Raw genomic sequence first — 16,457 nt, 5'->3', positions numbered from 1 at the left:
TCTTCAAGACCAATGCCAGCACAATGCCACCCTTCCCTGGAGGGACCCTGGAGGGGGAGGGTAAGAAAGCACAGCGTCTTCGCACATGACGGGCGCGGCAGCCTCCGCTAGACTTGCCCTAACAAAACAAAGACGAATTGTCCGGGGAGGACGGCGTGCACCAGGGACGTGTCGTTTACGGCGCGATCGAGGAGGTCGTGTTCGGCCATCCGGCGGCCGAGGCCATCGTCGCGCAGATGGACCGGCTGGGGACACGCCGCGCCTTCCTGATGGTCTCCGGCACGCTGAACCGGCAGACCAACGAAATCGAGAAAATCGAACAGGCGCTTGGCGCGCGCTGCGCCGGGCTGTTCGACGCCATGCCGGCGCACACGCCGCGCGAGGCCGTGATCGCGGCCACCATTGCGGCGCGCGAGGCAGGCGCCGATTTGATCGTCACTGTCGGCGGTGGCTCGATCACCGACGGCGCCAAGGCGGTGCAGCTTTGTCTTGCCAACGGCGTCGACGATGTCGACGGCATCGATCGCATCCGCGTGCACAAGGGCGTCGCACCCGAGATGACGGCGCCGACGGTGCGCCAGATCAGCGTGCCGACCACGATCGCCGGCGGCGAGTTCAGCTCAATTGCGGGCGTGACCGACCGCGCCACGCACGTGAAGCAGATGCTGCGGCACCCACTCGCGGTGCCGCGCGCGACCATCCTCGATCCCGCCGTCACCGTGCACACGCCGGAATGGCTGTTCCTCTCCACCGGCATCCGCGCCGTCGATCACTGCGTCGAGGCGATCTGCTCGCGCGAGACGCACCCTTATGCCGACGCGCAATCGGTGAAGGGTCTCGCCATGCTCGCCGACGCACTGCCGCGGGTGAAGGCGGACCCTGCCGATCTCGACGCGCGGATGGACGCGCAGATCGGCACCTGGCTGTCGATGGGCGCGCTCGCCGCCGGCGTGCCGATGGGCGCGAGCCACGGCATCGGCTACGTGCTGGGGGCGGCGTTCGACGTGCCGCATGGCTACACCTCCTGCATCATGCTGCCGGCGGTGATGCGCTGGAATGCGCGCGACAATGCCGAGCGCCAGATGATCGTCGCGGCCGCGATGGGCTTTCCCGGCCACAACGCCGCCGACGTGCTCGACGCCTTCATCCGCTCGCTCGGCATGCCGCGCAGCCTCGCGGACGTGCGCGTCTCGCCGGAGCATTTCGACGCCATCGCCGAACAGGCGATGCGCACGAACTGGATCCCGCGCAACCCGCGCAAGATCGGCGATGCCGCCGAATTGCGCGAAATCCTGCTTCTGGCCGCATAGCGCTAACGACGGAGGACTGATGTACACAGGCACGCACGCCCGCTTACGCCCGCTGCAGCCCGCCTTCATCATGGCGGCAACCGGCGAGGCCGTCACCTATCGCGAGCTGGAAGCGCGCAGCAACAGGCTGGCGCATCTGTTCCGCAAGCACGGATTGAGGCGTCTCGACCACTACTCGATCTTCATGGAAAACAATTCGCGCTATCTCGAAGCCTGCGGCGCGGGCGAGCGGTCCGGGCTGTACTATACCTGCATCAATTCGTTCCTCACTGCGGGGGAGCTGGCCTATCTCCTGACCAACAGCCAGTCCAGGATTCTGATCACGTCGATGGCGAAGCTCGACATCGCGCGCGAGGCGATCAGCACATGTCCCGACGTCGAGCTCTGCATCGTCGCCGACGGCCCCGGCGAGAGCGACCGCATTGTCGGTCTTGCGGACGTCACCGCCGACCTGCCGAAGACGCCGATTGCGGACGAACGGCTCGGCACTGCCATGCTGTATTCGTCGGGCACGACAGGACGGCCGAAAGGCATCCTGCGGCCGCTGCCGGAAGAGCCGCCGAAGCACAATCTGCCGCTGTTCGATTTCCTGACCAAGCTTTGGCACTACCGCGAGGGCATGGTCTATCTGTCGCCGGCGCCGCTCTATCACTCGGCGCCGCAGGCCGCGGTCAATCTCACGATCCGCATGGGCGGCACCGTGATCATCATGGAGAATTTCGATCCCGAGCGCTATCTCCAGCTCGTCGAGCAATGGGGCATCACCCACACCCAGCTGGTGCCGACGATGTTCTCGCGCATGCTGAAGCTGCCGGAGGAGGTGCGCAGACGCTACGACCTCTCATCGCTGGAGATCGCGATCCATGCCGCGGCGCCCTGCCCGGCGCTGGTCAAGGACGACATCATCAAATGGTGGGGCCCCATCATCCACGAATATTACGGCGCGACCGAGGGCCTCGGCTTCACCGCCTGCAACAGCGAGGAATGGCTTAGCCACCGCGGCACCGTCGGCAAGGTACTGCTGGGTGACTTGCACATTCTCGACGAAGACATGAAGCCGTGCCCGACAGGCACGCCCGGCCAAGTGTGGTTCAAGACGGGATCGCCGTTCGAATATTTCAACGATCCGGAGAAGACCCGGGAGGCGCGCTCGGCCGACGGCAGCATGAGCACGGTCGGCGACGTCGGCTATGTCGACGAGGATCGCTTCCTCTACCTCACCGACCGCGCGACGTTCATGATCATCTCGGGCGGCGTGAACATCTATCCGCAGGAATGCGAGAATTTGCTGATCACCCATCCGAAGGTCGCGGATGCCGCGGTGTTCGGCGTGCCCAATCCCGATCTCGGCGAAGAGGTGAAGGCGGTGGTGCAGCCGATGCCCGGCGTGGTGCCGGGGCCGGCGCTCGCCGAAGAGCTGATCGCCTTCTGCGGCGCATCGCTGTCGCGACAGAAGGTGCCGCGCTCGGTCGATTTCGAGAAGGAACTGCCGAGGCTGCCGACGGGGAAGCTGTACAAGCGGCTGCTGCGGGACCGCTATTGGGGGAACAAGACGTCAAGGATCGTGTGAGGTCGTTGCATACGCGAGCAATCGCTACAGACTCCGCCGTCGTCCCGGGGCACGATGAAGTCGCGAGCCCGGGATCCATAACCGCAGGGAGTAGTTGCCGCGCAGGATCGCAACTCCTGGTCTTCGCCAAACTGCTTCCTGTGGTTATGGATCCCGGATCTTCGCTGCGCTCGTCCGGGACGACGGCTGAGATTGTTGGATCGGCTGCGCGCTACATCTGCACTGGAATCACTCCTTCGCACTCGCACTCTCACATTGCGAGGGAAACGCTCTGTGGCTTTCCGTCATCCGAATTGTCGAGGCCACCGCTAGCCTTGCCGGTTGCTTCGCTGCGCGCGCGTCGCTATCGTCTGACAAACAGGTCGCAAAGGCCGTTATCCAGGGAGGATGAGAATGCGGAGCGTGTGGGCGCTCGCCGCAATAGCGGCGTTATCTGTGCTGACGGCCTCGACCACCACGCTCGCCGGCGAGCCCAAACAGGGCGGAATCCTGCGGATGTATCACCGCGACAGCCCGGGCAACGCCTCGATCCACGAGGGCGCGACCTACTCGCTCAATGTTCCCTTCATGCCCGTGTTCAACAACCTCGTCATCTACAAGCAGGACGTGGCGCAGAACAGCATGGACACCATCGTGCCCGAGCTCGCCGAGAGCTGGGCCTGGATCAACGACAACAAGACGCTGGCCTTCAAGCTCCGCCAGGGCGTGAAATGGCACGACGGCAAGCCGTTCACGGCGGCGGACGTCAAATGCACCTTCGACATGCTGATGGGCAAGTCGCAGCAGAAGTTCCGACAGAACCCACGCAAATCCTGGTACAATGAGGTCAACGACATCTCGACCAATGGCGACTTCGAGGTCTCGTTCAACCTGAAGCGGCCGCAGCCGTCGCTGCTGGCGCTGCTCGCCTCGGGTTACACACCCGTGTATCCGTGCCACGTCTCGCCCGGCGACATGCGCACGCATCCGATCGGTACCGGCCCGTTCAAGTTCGTCGAGTTCAAGGCCAACGAATCGATCAAGCTGACCCGCAATCCCGACTATTGGCGCAAGGGCCGGCCCTATCTCGACGGCATCGAGTTCACCATCATCCCGAACCGCTCGACCGCGATCCTGGCCTTTGTCGCCGGCAAGTTCGACATGGCGTTCCCGACCGAGGTGAGCATTCCGCTGCTGAAAGACGTGAAATCGCAAGCGCCGAACGCGGTCTGCGTGGTGGAGCCGAACAACGTATCGACGAACATCATCGTCAATTCGTCCGCACCGCCGTTCGACAATATCGACATCCGCAAGGCCATGGCGCTGTCGCTCGACCGCAAGGCGTTCGTCTCGATCCTGTTCGAAGGCCAGGCCGACGTCGGCGGAACCATGCTGCCGCCGCCGACCGGGCTCTGGGGCATGCCGAAGGAGATGCTTGAGACGATTCCGGGCTATGGCCCCGACATCAATGCCAATCGCGAAGAAGCGAAGAAGCTGATGCAGAAGGCCGGCTACGGTCCGGACAAGCATCTGGCCGTGAAGGTCTCGACCCGCAACATCCCGGTCTATCGCGATCCCGCGGTGATCCTGATCGACCAGCTCAAGAGCATCTATATCGACGGCGAGCTCGATGTGGTCGAGACCGCGAACTGGTTCCCGAAGATCGCGCGCAAGGACTACATGCTCGGGCTCAATTTGACTGGCAACGCCGTCGACGATCCCGACCAGTCCTTCTACGAGAACTATTCCTGCGGCTCCGAGCGCAACTACACCAATTACTGCAACAAGGAGATCGAAAAGCTGTTCGACGTGCAATCGCAGGAGACCGACCTCGCCAAACGCAAGAAGCTGGTGTGGGACATCGACAAGAAGTTGCAGGAGGACGTCGCGCGACCGATCATCTTCCACGCACGCACCGGCTCTTGCTGGCAGCCCTATGTCAAGGGCGTGACCGTCATGTCGAACAGCTCCTATAATGGCTACCGGTACGAAGACGTCTGGATGGACAAGTAGCGCGCTGACGGCCGGGCGGGAGGGCGCGGAATGTTTGCCTATCTGGTGCGGCGCCTGTTCCTGATGCTCGTGACCCTGTTCGGGATCTCGGTCGTCATCTTCTTCCTGTTGCGCATCGTGCCCGGCAACATCGTCGATATCCTGTTCGCCGCGGCCGGCTACGTCGATCCCGCCGACAAGGCCAATTTGGAGAAGGAACTCGGCATCGACCAGCCGCTGATCGTGCAATATTGGCACTGGATCAGCGGCTTTCTGCGCGGCGACTTTGGCTACTCCTATGTCTCGGAGAAGCCGGCGCTTCAGGAGATTTTGCCGCGAATCCCCATCACGGCGCGGCTCGCCGGCCTGGCGCTGCTGTTCTCGGCCTCGATCGGCATTCCGCTCGGCGTCGTCAGCGCGGTGAAGCAGGGCACGCGGCTTGATTATGCGCTGCGCGTGGTCAGCCTCAGCGGATTGTCGCTGCCCTCGTTCTGGCTCGGCCTGCTGATCCTCACCGCATCGGTCGCGATGTTCAACCAGATGCCGATTTTCAATCCCAGTCCCGCGACTTGGCTGGAAGCGTTCGCAACCTACGCCGTGCCGGCCGCCGCCGTCGGCTTCCGCAGCGCGGCGCTGACGATGCGCATTACCCGCTCATCGATGCTCGAGGTGCTCCGGCAGGACTATATCCGAACCGCCCGGGCCAAAGGCGCATCGGACGCCGCGGTCAACTACAAGCATGCACTGAAGAACGCCATCCTGCCCGTCATCACCGTGATCGGCATCGAGGCGGCATTCCTGATCGGCGGCCTCATCGTGACGGAGACCGTGTTCAACATCCCCGGCGTCGCACGCTTCCTGGTCGAGGCGATCCGCTGGCGCGATTATCCGATCGTGCAGAACCTCGTGATGCTGATTGCGGTGGTGGTGGTGAGCGCGAATTTCATCGTCGACATGCTGTACGCGGTGTTCGACCCGCGCATCCGGTACACGGATTAGGAGAGCTGTTTGACTGCGATCGACTATGACGTTGAACTGAGACGCGCCGGCGCGTATGCGACCGGCGGCTGGCGGCGCGTGCTGTTTCTGGCGCAGCGGCATGTGCTGGGCGCAGCCGGTCTCATCATCATGACGCTTTTCGTGCTCACGGCGATCTTCGCGGACTTCATCGCGCGCTACGATCCGCTGACGATCGATTCGACCCGCGCGCTGATGCGCCCGAGCCTCGCACACTGGATGGGCACGGATTCGTTCGGCCGCGACGTCTTCAGCCGCATCATCCACGGTGCGCGCATTTCGCTCGCGGTCGGCATCGGCTCAACCGCGCTCGGCGGCACGATCGGCGTCATCGTCGGGCTGACATCCGGCTATCTCTCCGGCTGGGTCGACCTCGTATTCCAGCGTGTCTCCGATATCCTTCAGGCGCTGCCGCTGCTGGTGCTGGCCCTGATCATGACGGCGGCACTCGGCCCGTCGCTGCCGAACGTCATCATCGCCATCGCCATTCCGTTGATCCCGACCGTGTCGCGTGTCGTCCGCGCCAACACGCTGGCGCTGCGCGAACTGCCCTTTGTCGAAGCCGCCAAGTCGATCGGCATGAGCGAGGTGCGGATCGCGCTGCGCCACGTGCTGCCGAACACGCTGGCGCCGCTGATCGTGCTCGCTACCGCGCAGCTCGGCTCCACGATTCTCACCGAGGCCTCGCTTTCCTTCCTGGGCCTCGGCATTCCCGAGCCTTATCCATCATGGGGCCGCATGCTGTCGGAATCGGCCGCCGAATATGTCCGCACCGCACCGTGGCTGGTGATCTTCCCGGGCATTGCCATCAGCCTCGCCGTGTTCGGCGCCAATCTGTTCGGCGACGCCCTGCGCGACATCCTCGATCCCCGGCAGCGCGGCTGATGGCGAACAAATCCGATCTCGTGCTCGAGGTGAAGAACCTGAAGACGTTGTTCTTCACCAATTCGGGGCTGTTCAAGGCCGTTGACGACCTCTCCTTCACCGTCAGGCGAGGCGAGACGCTGGCGATCGTCGGCGAGTCCGGCTGCGGCAAGAGCGTCACCGCGCTGTCGCTGATGCGGCTGGTGCCCGATCCGCCCGGCCGCATCGTCGGCGGCTCCGTCACGCTTGAAGGCACCGATCTGCTTGCGCTCGATGAAGCGCAAATGCGCGCTATCAGGGGCAACCGCATCTCGATGATCTTCCAGGAGCCGATGACCTCGCTCAATCCGGTGATGCGGATCGGCGACCAGATCGCCGAGGCGGTACGGCTGCATCGCGCGATGCCGGCCAGAGAGGCCCGTGACATCGCAGTCGAGATGCTGCGGCTGGTGCGTATCCCCGAGCCGGCGCGGCGCGCGCGGGAATATCCGCATCAACTCTCCGGCGGCATGCGCCAACGCGCGATGATCGCGATGGCATTGACGTGCCGGCCGGCGCTGCTCATCGCGGACGAGCCGACCACCGCGCTGGACGTCACCATCCAGGCGCAGATCCTGGCGCTGATCCTCGATCTTCAGAAGGAGCTCGGCACCGGGCTCGTGCTGATCACGCATGATCTCGGCGTTGTCGCGCAAACCGCACAGCGCGTCATCGTGATGTATGCGGGCCGGAAGGTGGAGGAAGCCAGCGTCGAGGCGCTGTTCGCCGCGCCAAAGCATCCCTACACGCGCGGGCTGATGGCCTCGATCCCGGCGGTCCCCGCGTCCGGCGTTCCCGCGCAGGCGCGGCTGAACGAGATTCCCGGCACCGTGCCGTCGCTGGTGCGGCTGCCGCCGGGCTGCGCCTTCGCGCCGCGCTGCAAGCTCGCGATCAAGCGCTGCGAGGTCGAATATCCGCCGCTTGCGGACTGGGGCGGCGGCCATCTCGCCGCCTGCTGGCGCGCGGCTGACGTGGCGGAGGTGGCATGACCGAGGCCCTGCTCGAAGTCACCGACCTGACAAAGCACTATCCGGTGCGCGCCGGCGTTTTGCGCCGGCAAGTCGGCACCGTGCACGCGGTCGACGGCGTCTCGTTCTCGGTTGGCGTTGGCGAAACGTTGGGGCTGGTTGGCGAATCCGGCTGCGGCAAATCGACGGTCGCGCGCAGCGTGCTGAGACTGGTCGAGCCGACCTCGGGCCAGATTCGCCTCGACGGTGAGGACATCACGCATCTGTCCAAGACCGCGCTGCGGCCGCATCGCCGTTCGATGCAGATCGTGTTCCAGGACCCGTTCGCCTCGCTCAATCCGCGCATGACCGCGGGCGACATCGTCGGAGAGCCGCTGGCCGTACATGGCCTCGCCAGCGGCAAGGCGCTGGAAGCGCGTACCGCAAAACTGTTCGAGCAGGTCGGCTTGCGGCCCGACCAGATGCGCAACTTCCCGCATCAATTCTCGGGCGGTCAGCGCCAGCGCATCTGCATCGCACGGGCGCTGGCGCTCGGGCCGCGACTGATCGTCTGCGACGAGCCGGTCTCCGCGCTCGACGTCTCGATCCAGGCGCAGGTGATCAACCTGCTGATCGATTTGCAACGCGAGCACGGCTTCTCCTACCTCTTCATCGCCCACGACCTCGCCGTGGTCGCCCATATCAGCCACCGCGTGGCCGTGATGTATCTCGGCCGCATCGTCGAGATATCAGACAAGGACGAGCTGTTCCGCAACCCTCGCCATCCCTACACGCAGGCGCTGCTCGCCTCGGTGCCGATCGCCAACCCGCTGGCGAAGAAGCTCGCGCCACTGGTCGACGGCGACGTGCCAAGCCCGGTCAATCCGCCGTCAGGTTGCGCGTTTCACACGCGCTGCCGATTTGCGATGGAGCGGTGCAAGACCGAGCGGCCGGCGCTGGTGGATGCCGGCGACGGGCACCAGGTGGCGTGCTTGCTCAATGAGGGGACGGGGCGCAGCAACACGGTCCCGTAGGGTGGGCAAAGAGCAGCGTGCCCACCATTTCAAACGACATCGCGGCACGATGGTGGGCACGGCGCTTTGCGCCTTTGCCCACCCTACGATATTGCGTCCGCCGCGCTACCCCGCCCCGATCTCCGCCACGATCCTGCCCGTCGTCACCTGCTCGCCCTCGGCGACGTCGATCGCCGCGATGACGCCATCGATGCCGGCCTTGTGGACATGCTCCATTTTCATCGCTTCCAGCGTCAGTACCGGCTGACCGGCGGTGACGCGGTCACCCGGCTTGACCAGGACGGCGACGACGCGGCCGTTCATGGCGGCGCGGACTTTGCCGTCACCGCCGTTGCTTGCGGCGGCCTTTGGCGCGGCGAGGGTGAGATCGGTGACCGCGAGCGGGACGCCGCGGTGCTGGAGATAGAGCCGGTCGCCGTCGCGCAGGAACTTTGCGCTGTCCATCACACCGTCGTGGTGGAAGCGAATGGCGGCGGGATCGAGCTGGTCGATCTCGAATTTGTCCTGGCGTCCGTCTTTGGCGACGGTGTAGCTGCCGTCGCGCTCGCGCGTAACCTCGAGCTCGTGCGTATGGCCAGAGATCTCCACTTTCGCCGGCAACGGGAACGTTGCCGCAAGGCTCCGGCCGCTACGCCAAGGGAGCGCCTGCGGATTGGTCACGTACAGCAAAAGGCTGGCGAGCGCTGCGCCGAATGCGCTGTTTGCAGGCGGCGCCAACAGCTCGTCGCGATGCGCGCCGATGAAGGCCGTAGTCGCCTCGCCCTTGGCGAAGCCGGGATGTCGCAGGCAGGACAGCAGGAACGCCTGATTGGTCGTCACGCCGAGCGCAACGAGTTGCTCCAGGCCGAGGATCAATCTCCCCCGGGCCTCCTCGCGCGTGGCGCCATGGCCGATCACCTTGGCGATCATGGAATCGTAGAACGGTGCGATCTCCGACCCCGATTGCAGCGCGTGCTCGACGCGAATGCCATCAGGCACCTGCCAGCACGCCATCCGACCGGACTGCGGCATGAAATCATGCGCCGCATCTTCGGAGCAGAGCCGCACCTCGATAGCGTGGCCCGAGAAGCGGATGTCCTGCTGCTTCAGCGGCAACGGCTCGCCGCGCGCGACGCGCAGCTGCAGCTCGACGAGATCGAGCCCGGTGATCGCCTCGGTGACGGGATGCTCGACCTGGAGGCGCGTGTTCATCTCCATGAAGTAGAATTCGCCGCTCGCGTCGAGCAGGAACTCCAGCGTACCGGCGCCCTCGTAACGCAGTGCCTTCACCGCGGCGACGGCGACCTCGCCCATCTTCGCGCGCAGCTCCGGCGTGACCGCGGGCGATGGCGCCTCCTCGATCAGCTTCTGATGCCGCCGCTGCACCGAACAATCGCGCTCGCCGAGATGGATGGCGTTGCCGTGGCTATCGCCGAACACCTGGATCTCGATGTGGCGGGGATTCTGGATGGCCCGTTCGAGAATGACAGTGGGGTCGCCGAATGCCGCCTTCGCCTCCGACCGTGCACTGCGCAGCGCATCCGGGAAGGAGGCCGCATCGGTGACGAGCCGCATGCCGCGGCCGCCGCCACCGGCGACCGCCTTGATCATGACGGGGAAGCCGATCTTTTTGGCCTCCGCGAGCATGACCTCGTCGCCCTGGTCGGCGCCTTGATAGCCGGGCACGCAGGGCACGCCGGCCTTCTTCATGATCTCCTTGGCGCCGGCCTTGTTGCCCATCGCCAAAATCGCCTGCGGCGACGGGCCGATGAAAGCCAGCCCGGCATCCCTGCAGGCCCGCGCAAAATCCTCGTTTTCGGCGAGGAAGCCGTAGCCAGGATGCACGGCATCCGCACCGCTGGCTTTTGCCGCAGCAATGATGGCGGGGATGTTGAGATAGGATTGCGCGGGCAAGGCTTCGCCGATGCGCACGGCCTGGTCGGCCTGCTTGACGTGGAGCGCGTCGCGATCGGCGTCCGAATAGACCGCGACGACGCCGAGGCCGAGCCGCCGCGCACTGCGCATCACGCGCAGTGCGATCTCGCCGCGATTGGCGATCAGGACCTTGAAGAACGGCCGGTGCTGCACTGATCCGTTCCTCATGGGCGGGCCACCGAGAACTGCATGCGCTGAGGCGTGCGTGCGTCGCCCTCGCGGCAGATCGCCAGCACTTCGGACAGTACCGCGCGGGTGTCGCGCGGATCGATGACGCCGTCGTCGAGCACGCGCGCGCTGGTCGAGAAAACATCCATCTGGCCGTCGAACACGCCGATGATCTGCGCCTTCATCGCCTCCAGCTTTTCCTTCTCGACCGGCTTGCCGCGACGGGCTGCGGCAGCCTCGGTCACGATCGCCATGGTTTCGGCGGCCTGCTCGCCGCCCATCACCGCGGTCCTGGCGTTCGGCCATGAGAAGCAGAAGCGCGGATGGAAGCCACGGCCGCACATGCCGTAATTGCCGGCGCCGAACGAGGCACCGCAATAGATCGTGATCTGCGGCACCGTCGCCGACGTCACCGCCTGGATCATCTTCGAGCCGTGCTTGATCATGCCGGCTTCTTCATAGGCCTTGCCGACCATGTAGCCGGTGGTGTTGTTGAGATAGAGGATCGGCGTGCGGGTCTGGCAGCAGGCCTGAATGAAATGCGTCGCCTTGTTGGCGCCGGCGGGATCGAGCGGGCCATTGTTGGTGACGATGCCGATCGCCTGGCCCTCGATGCGGGCATGGCCGCAGACGGTGGCAGGACCGTAGTTCGGTGCCATCTCGGTGAAATCGGAATCGTCGACGATGCGCGCGATCACCTGCTTCATATCGACGGGACGTTTGTGGTCCATCGGCATGATGCCGAGCAATTCGTCCTGGTCGTAACGCGGTGGCTTGAATTCCGCGCTCCCCCTGCCCGGCCGCTCCCATTCCAGCGCCGCCATGATCTCGCGCGCGATGCGAAGCGCGTCGCGGTCGTCCTCGGCGAGGTAATCACCGAGGCCGGACACTTGCGTGTGCATCTCGGCGCCGCCGAGCTCTTCCTCGGTCGCGATCTCGCCGGTCGCGGCCTTCAGCAGCGGCGGCCCGGCAAGAAAGGCGCGGGTGCGGCCGCGGACCATGACGATGTAGTCCGACAGGCCCGTCTGGTAGGCGCCGCCTGCGGTGGACGAACCGTGCGTAACTGTGACGACCGGAAGCCCCGCTGCGGAAAGGCGCGCGAGATTGCGAAAGATGTTGCCGCCGCGGACAAAATCCTCGACGCGGTAGCGCAACAGGTTGGCGCCGGCGCTCTCGACGAGCTGGACGTAAGGCAGCTTGTTCTCCAGCGCGAGCTCCTGCACGCGGATCGTCTTGTCGAGGCCGTAGGGCTGCAGCGCGCCGGCGTCGATGCCGGCGTCGTTGGCGCTGACCATGCAGCGGATACCCGAGACGAAGCCGATGCCGGCGATGACGCCGCCACCGGGCACGCTCTTGTTCGCGTCCGGCACGTCGAACATGTAGCCGGCGAGCGTCGACAGCTCGATGAAGGGCGCGCCGGGATCGAGCACCAGCGCGACGCGCTCGCGCGGCAGCAATTGCCCGCGCTTGTGGAAGCGGTCCTTTGCCGCGGCCGACGCGGCGCGCGTGCGCTCTTCCAGAGCGCGCATGCGGTCGATCAGGCCGAACATGCCGTCGCGATTGGCCTGATAGGCGGCACTGCCGGGGGAAATGGTGTTTTCGAGAATGGACATCAAAGCTCCTGCTCGTCATTCCGGGACGCGCGTAGCGCGAGCTACGATGCGCACTTGCGCATCTGAGAATCCATAACCACGATCGGGAGTATGGATTCCGGGCGTGGCCCTTCGGGCCATCCCGGAATGACGGAGTGTGTGACTACCTGTTCGTCCCAAAGATCTTCCGCGCCTCGGCGGGGCTCGCGATGTCGCGGCCGGCACGGCGGGCGCAGGCGGCGATGGCCTCGATCAGCTGGCCGTTCGACGTCACCTTCTTGCCGTCAGCGAGATAGAAGGCATCCTCGAGCCCGGTGCGCAGATGGCCGCCGAGCTCGGCGCAGCGCTGGTGCAGCGGCCAGATCTCTTCGCGTCCGATCGCGGTGACCTGAAAATGCGCTTCGGGCCGCTTCAGCTTGATCAGGATCGGCAGCAGATCGGGATCTGACGGCATGCCGGACGCCACGCCCATCACGAAATTATATTCGAGCGGACCGCTGTACATGCCGACCTGATGGTACATGCCGACGCAGCGAACGATGCCGACATCGAAGCATTCGAACTCGGGAATGGTGCCGACCGCGTTCATGACATCGAGATAGTCCTTCACCTTCTCGACCGCGTTGTCGAACATCATCGGCGGCCAGGCCCAGGTGTTGTCCGCCTTGACCTTCAGATAATTCAGCGAGCCGGCGTTACAGGCGGCGATCTCAGGCTTGGTCTCGCGGATGCAGTCCAGCGCGCCGCTGTAGTTCGGCCCTGATACGCCCGACGTGTGGTTGATGATCACACCGGGGCAGGCCTCGCGGATCGCCTGCTGGATCTCCCTGCTGACACTGACCTCCCAGGACGGCAGATGCCCCTTGCCCGGCGCCTGCTGGCGCAGATGGATGTGCATGACGCTGGCGCCGGCGTCGAACGCAGCCCTGGCCTCGCGCGCCATCTGCTCGGGCGTAACGGGAACATTGTGCTGCTTCGGGTCGGTGAGCACGCCGTTCAGCGCGCAGGTGATGACGGCCTTGTCGCTCATGCCACTAATGTCTCGCACGTTGAGAATTCAACGCTTGCGATCATGTGACGCGCGGCATGCTGCTTCTTGCGCGGAGAAGCTGGAAAAAGGAGCGAGTTGAGGGGTGGGTTAGCCGAAGGCGTAACCCACCCTGCGAAGGACTACGAAGACCGGCGCTAACTCGCCTCCGCCAGCCTCACCGTCTCGGTGCTGCGATAGATCGCAAGGTCGCGCGAGCCGACGAAGATCGCGCGCGGCTTGAGGCCGTAGAAGCGGCGGATCGAATGGCTGAAGTGGGTCGAGTCGGGATAGCCGATGTCCTGCGCGAGATGGGCGAGGTTGAGGTCCTGGTTGGCGAAGTGCAGCAAATGCCGCGCGCGCTTCCAGGCGCGGAAGGAACGGAAGGAGATGCCGGTCTCCTCCTTGAACAGGTGCAGGAAGCGCGAGGCGGAGAGACCCGCGTCCGCGGCACATGTATCCGCGGTCACGGGCTCGCCCGTGAAGCGGCCGATGCGGGCGACGGCACGCATCACGCGCGGGTCGAGCACACGGCGCGGCAGCGCCTCGCCAAAGCACATCTCGTCGAATTCGGCGGTGGTGATGTCGCCATAGCGGCGCTGGCGCAGCAGCTCGTAGGCGGCGAGGATCTTGCGGGCGTAGAGCGCCCTGTCGGGCCCTGTCAGCCGCTGGGCCAAGGCCTCGATCACGCCATCCGGCATGCTTTCCGGCTCGAGCGTCACGCTGATTGCAGTGCGGTAGTCGCTGGCAATGGAATGCCGCTGGTTCGGCATGGTGACGAACAGCTCACCGGTAGCGAGGGCGTCGTCGATCGTCAGATGCAGGTTGCCCTTCACGGCCACATAGACGTGGCAGCAGCCGGGGGTCCGCTTGCGAGGGCGGCCGAGCAGACCGGCATAGAAGACCCGCTCGGGTGTGATCAGCATCAGGTGGTCGGATTCGCGACCGATAGCTTCCATTGGGATCCTCCTCGCGCGGCTCTGTGGCCGCTGCGGACGGAGGTCACCTTAGCGGAAATTCGGGCGCTGTCACGACGGGATAGCGCTATCATGGAGCGCAAAACATCATCATTCCGGGACGTCCAGAGGATGAAACCGGAACTGGCAAGCAGCAACTTCATCAGCCGACGAAGCTACGCCCTCGCACGCGGCGCAACATTCTGTTCGGCGCCGGCCTTTTGCTCCGCAGCAACCGCGCGCTTGAAGCCATCGCGCTGCTGCAATCGTGCCCAATAGGCTGCGACATTTGGCCCAAAGTCCTTCGCCAGGCCAATGTTATCGGCGAGGCAGAGTGCGTAGCCGATCACGATGTCGGCGGCGGTGAAGCGGCCGGCGCACAAGGTTTCAGCACTCGCGGTCGCTGCCTCGACGGCGCGCAGCCTCCCTAAGAACCATTTTGCATAATCGCCGGCGACTTGCGGATTGCGGCGCTCCTCCGGCTCGAGCTGGGTGTACCGGAGCACCAGCGTCTGCGGGAAGGTTAACGTGGCGTCGCTGAAATACATCCAGTTCAGGAAGGCGCCATAGGCGGGATCGTCGGGTCCGACCATCAGCGGCGTCGGCCCATGCTTGATTCCGAGATAGTGGCAGATGCCGGAGGATTCGGTCATCCTGGTCTCGCCGTCGACCATGAAGGGAATGGTGCCCAGCGGATTGAGCGCAAGGTATTCCTTGGCGAAGACGCGCGGCGGGAACGGCAGCATCTTCAATTCGTAGGGAAGGCCCATCTCTTCCAGCATCCAGAGCGGACGGAACGAGCGCGCGGCGTCGCAGTGATAGAGCGTGATCATCAGGCGTTCCCCTTACTACCCGGCAGCGTGCCCATCATCTTGCACAGAACCATCAGCATGACCTCGTCGGCGCCGCCGCCGATCGAGGTCAGGCGGCTGTCGCGATAGGCACGGCTGACCGGCGTCTCGTTGGTAAAGCCCATTCCACCCCAATATTGCAAGCAGGCGTCAGTGAGCTCGCGCCCGAGTCGGCCGGCCTTCAGCTTGGCCATGGTCGCAAGCCGCGTCACATCCTCTCCGGCCACCAGCGCTTCGGCCGCGCGATAAATCAGTGCGCGCAGCAGCTCGACCTCGGTCTGCATCTCCGCAAGCTTGAAGTGCACGACCTGGTTGTCGAGGATGCTCTGGCCGAACGCCTTGCGGTTGCGGGTATATTCGATGGTCTGGTCGATGATGTATTCATGCGACTTCAGGCAGGCGGCCGCGCCCCAGAGCCGTTCCTCCTGGAACTGGATCATCTGGTAGGTGAAGCCCTTGCCCTCCTCGCCGATCCGGTTGCGCTTGGGCACACGGACATCGTCGAAGAAGATCTGCGCAGTGTCGGAGGAGCGCATCCCCATCTTGTCGAGCTTTCGGGCGACGTTGACGCCCTTGCTCTTCATGGGGACGCAGATCAGCGACTTGTTGCGGTGAACAGGCCCATCGCCGGTGTTGGCGAGCAGGCAGATCCAGTCGGCCTGGGTGCCGTTGGTGATCCACATCTTGCCGCCGTTGATGACGTAGTCGTCGCCGTCCGAGCGCGCATTGGTCTTGATCGAAGCGACGTCGGAGCCGGCACCGGGCTCGGAGACGCCGATGCAGGCGACGAAGTCGCCCGAGATCGAGGGGCTGAGAAACTCGCGCCGCACCTCGTCCGAGCCGAACCGCGCCAGCGCCGGCGTCGCCATGTCGGTCTGCACCCCGATCGCCATCGGCACGCCGCCGCAGGTGATGGCGCCAAGTTCCTCCGCCATCATCAGCGCGTAGGAGTAGTCGAGGCCCGAGCCGCCGAACTCGACCGGCTTGTTCAATCCGAGGAAGCCGAGACTGCCCATCTTCTTGAACAGCTCGTGCGCCGGGAAGATGTCGGCCTTCTCCCATTCATCGACATGAGGATTGATCTCGGCGGCAATGAATTTCTGCAGGGACCGGCGGATATCGTCGTGGTCGGCGGTAAACAGCATCTCTTTCCTCTCGTCATTCCGGGGCGGCGCATAGCGCCGAACCCGGAATCCA

13 protein-coding genes are annotated in these 16,457 nt (G+C 64.8%); 7 read left to right on the top strand and 6 right to left on the bottom strand.

The window, feature by feature from the left end:
* Nucleotides 1-155: 155 nt before the first annotated feature.
* The 7 genes from WHZ77_RS01595 to WHZ77_RS01565 all read left to right on the top strand — a co-directional run bounded on the left by WHZ77_RS01595 (nt 156) and on the right by WHZ77_RS01565 (nt 8,752).
* The gene (locus WHZ77_RS01595; protein WP_375312090.1) at nt 156-1,310 is read left to right on the top strand and encodes an iron-containing alcohol dehydrogenase; all 1,155 of its coding nucleotides are present in this window, start codon (nt 156-158) and stop codon (nt 1,308-1,310) included.
* A gap of 19 nt (nt 1,311-1,329) precedes the next feature.
* Nucleotides 1,330-2,880 carry an AMP-binding protein gene (locus WHZ77_RS01590; RefSeq protein ID WP_375312089.1) on the top strand — a complete coding sequence of 517 codons (1,551 nt, stop codon included), beginning with the start codon at nt 1,330-1,332 and terminating at the stop codon, nt 2,878-2,880.
* A 393-nt stretch (nt 2,881-3,273) separates the two neighbouring features.
* Nucleotides 3,274-4,872, top strand: coding sequence for an ABC transporter substrate-binding protein (locus tag WHZ77_RS01585; RefSeq protein WP_375312088.1), 1,599 nt, complete (start codon nt 3,274-3,276; stop codon nt 4,870-4,872).
* Between the two features lie 30 nt (nt 4,873-4,902).
* On the top strand, nt 4,903-5,850 hold the full coding sequence (locus WHZ77_RS01580) for an ABC transporter permease (protein ID WP_375312087.1): 948 nt from the start codon (nt 4,903-4,905) through the stop codon (nt 5,848-5,850).
* A gap of 9 nt (nt 5,851-5,859) precedes the next feature.
* On the top strand, nt 5,860-6,753 hold the full coding sequence (locus WHZ77_RS01575) for an ABC transporter permease (protein WP_375312086.1): 894 nt from the start codon (nt 5,860-5,862) through the stop codon (nt 6,751-6,753).
* A complete protein-coding gene (locus WHZ77_RS01570; protein ID WP_375312085.1) occupies nt 6,753-7,760 on the top strand; it encodes an ABC transporter ATP-binding protein in 1,008 nt (335 codons plus the stop codon). Before WHZ77_RS01575 ends, WHZ77_RS01570 begins: the two co-directional genes overlap by 1 nt.
* Nucleotides 7,757-8,752: an ABC transporter ATP-binding protein gene (locus WHZ77_RS01565; RefSeq protein WP_375312084.1), complete on the top strand. Its 996-nt coding sequence runs from the start codon at nt 7,757-7,759 to the stop codon at nt 8,750-8,752. Before WHZ77_RS01570 ends, WHZ77_RS01565 begins: the two co-directional genes overlap by 4 nt.
* Before the next feature lie 105 nt (nt 8,753-8,857).
* Here the strand turns inward: WHZ77_RS01565 and WHZ77_RS01560 are convergent, their stop codons facing one another.
* The 6 genes from WHZ77_RS01560 to WHZ77_RS01535 form a co-directional block, all read right to left on the bottom strand.
* Nucleotides 8,858-10,834, bottom strand: a complete 1,977-nt coding sequence (locus WHZ77_RS01560; protein WP_375312083.1) for an acetyl-CoA carboxylase biotin carboxylase subunit — start codon at nt 10,832-10,834, stop codon at nt 8,858-8,860.
* The gene (locus WHZ77_RS01555; protein ID WP_375312082.1) at nt 10,831-12,447 is read right to left on the bottom strand and encodes an acyl-CoA carboxylase subunit beta; all 1,617 of its coding nucleotides are present in this window, start codon (nt 12,445-12,447) and stop codon (nt 10,831-10,833) included. The genes WHZ77_RS01560 and WHZ77_RS01555 overlap by 4 nt, the downstream gene beginning before the upstream one ends.
* A gap of 142 nt (nt 12,448-12,589) precedes the next feature.
* Nucleotides 12,590-13,456: a 3-keto-5-aminohexanoate cleavage protein gene (locus WHZ77_RS01550; protein WP_375312081.1), complete on the bottom strand. Its 867-nt coding sequence runs from the start codon at nt 13,454-13,456 to the stop codon at nt 12,590-12,592.
* Between the two features lie 155 nt (nt 13,457-13,611).
* The gene (locus tag WHZ77_RS01545; RefSeq protein ID WP_375312080.1) at nt 13,612-14,412 is read right to left on the bottom strand and encodes a helix-turn-helix domain-containing protein; all 801 of its coding nucleotides are present in this window, start codon (nt 14,410-14,412) and stop codon (nt 13,612-13,614) included.
* A gap of 173 nt (nt 14,413-14,585) precedes the next feature.
* Complete coding sequence (locus tag WHZ77_RS01540; protein WP_375312079.1) at nt 14,586-15,242, bottom strand: glutathione S-transferase family protein; 657 nt, start codon at nt 15,240-15,242, stop codon at nt 14,586-14,588.
* Nucleotides 15,242-16,405: an acyl-CoA dehydrogenase family protein gene (locus WHZ77_RS01535; RefSeq protein ID WP_375312078.1), complete on the bottom strand. Its 1,164-nt coding sequence runs from the start codon at nt 16,403-16,405 to the stop codon at nt 15,242-15,244. The genes WHZ77_RS01540 and WHZ77_RS01535 overlap by 1 nt, the downstream gene beginning before the upstream one ends.
* Between the last annotated feature and the right edge of the window lie 52 nt (nt 16,406-16,457).

The sequence above is a fragment of the Bradyrhizobium sp. A5 genome, from assembly GCF_042076515.1.
In the GTDB taxonomy this organism is placed as follows: Bacteria; Pseudomonadota; Alphaproteobacteria; order Rhizobiales; family Xanthobacteraceae; genus Bradyrhizobium; species Bradyrhizobium cosmicum.
This window is presented reverse-complemented; position numbering and strand designations above follow the sequence as displayed.

What these genes read in the sequence shown, in the direction of transcription:
- WHZ77_RS01570 (WP_375312085.1), top strand. Translation starts at nt 6,753, where the DNA reads ATGGCGAACAAATCCGATCTCGTGCTCGAGGTGAAGAACCTGAAGACG.
- WHZ77_RS01580 (WP_375312087.1), top strand. Translation starts at nt 4,903, where the DNA reads ATGTTTGCCTATCTGGTGCGGCGCCTGTTCCTGATGCTCGTGACCCTG.
- WHZ77_RS01590 (WP_375312089.1), top strand. Translation starts at nt 1,330, where the DNA reads ATGTACACAGGCACGCACGCCCGCTTACGCCCGCTGCAGCCCGCCTTC.
- WHZ77_RS01540 (WP_375312079.1), bottom strand. Translation starts at nt 15,242, where the DNA reads ATGATCACGCTCTATCACTGCGACGCCGCGCGCTCGTTCCGTCCGCTC.
- WHZ77_RS01535 (WP_375312078.1), bottom strand. Translation starts at nt 16,405, where the DNA reads ATGCTGTTTACCGCCGACCACGACGATATCCGCCGGTCCCTGCAGAAA.
- WHZ77_RS01550 (WP_375312081.1), bottom strand. Translation starts at nt 13,456, where the DNA reads ATGAGCGACAAGGCCGTCATCACCTGCGCGCTGAACGGCGTGCTCACC.
- WHZ77_RS01565 (WP_375312084.1), top strand. Translation starts at nt 7,757, where the DNA reads ATGACCGAGGCCCTGCTCGAAGTCACCGACCTGACAAAGCACTATCCG.
- WHZ77_RS01585 (WP_375312088.1), top strand. Translation starts at nt 3,274, where the DNA reads ATGCGGAGCGTGTGGGCGCTCGCCGCAATAGCGGCGTTATCTGTGCTG.
- WHZ77_RS01545 (WP_375312080.1), bottom strand. Translation starts at nt 14,412, where the DNA reads ATGGAAGCTATCGGTCGCGAATCCGACCACCTGATGCTGATCACACCC.
- WHZ77_RS01555 (WP_375312082.1), bottom strand. Translation starts at nt 12,447, where the DNA reads ATGTCCATTCTCGAAAACACCATTTCCCCCGGCAGTGCCGCCTATCAG.
- WHZ77_RS01560 (WP_375312083.1), bottom strand. Translation starts at nt 10,834, where the DNA reads ATGAGGAACGGATCAGTGCAGCACCGGCCGTTCTTCAAGGTCCTGATC.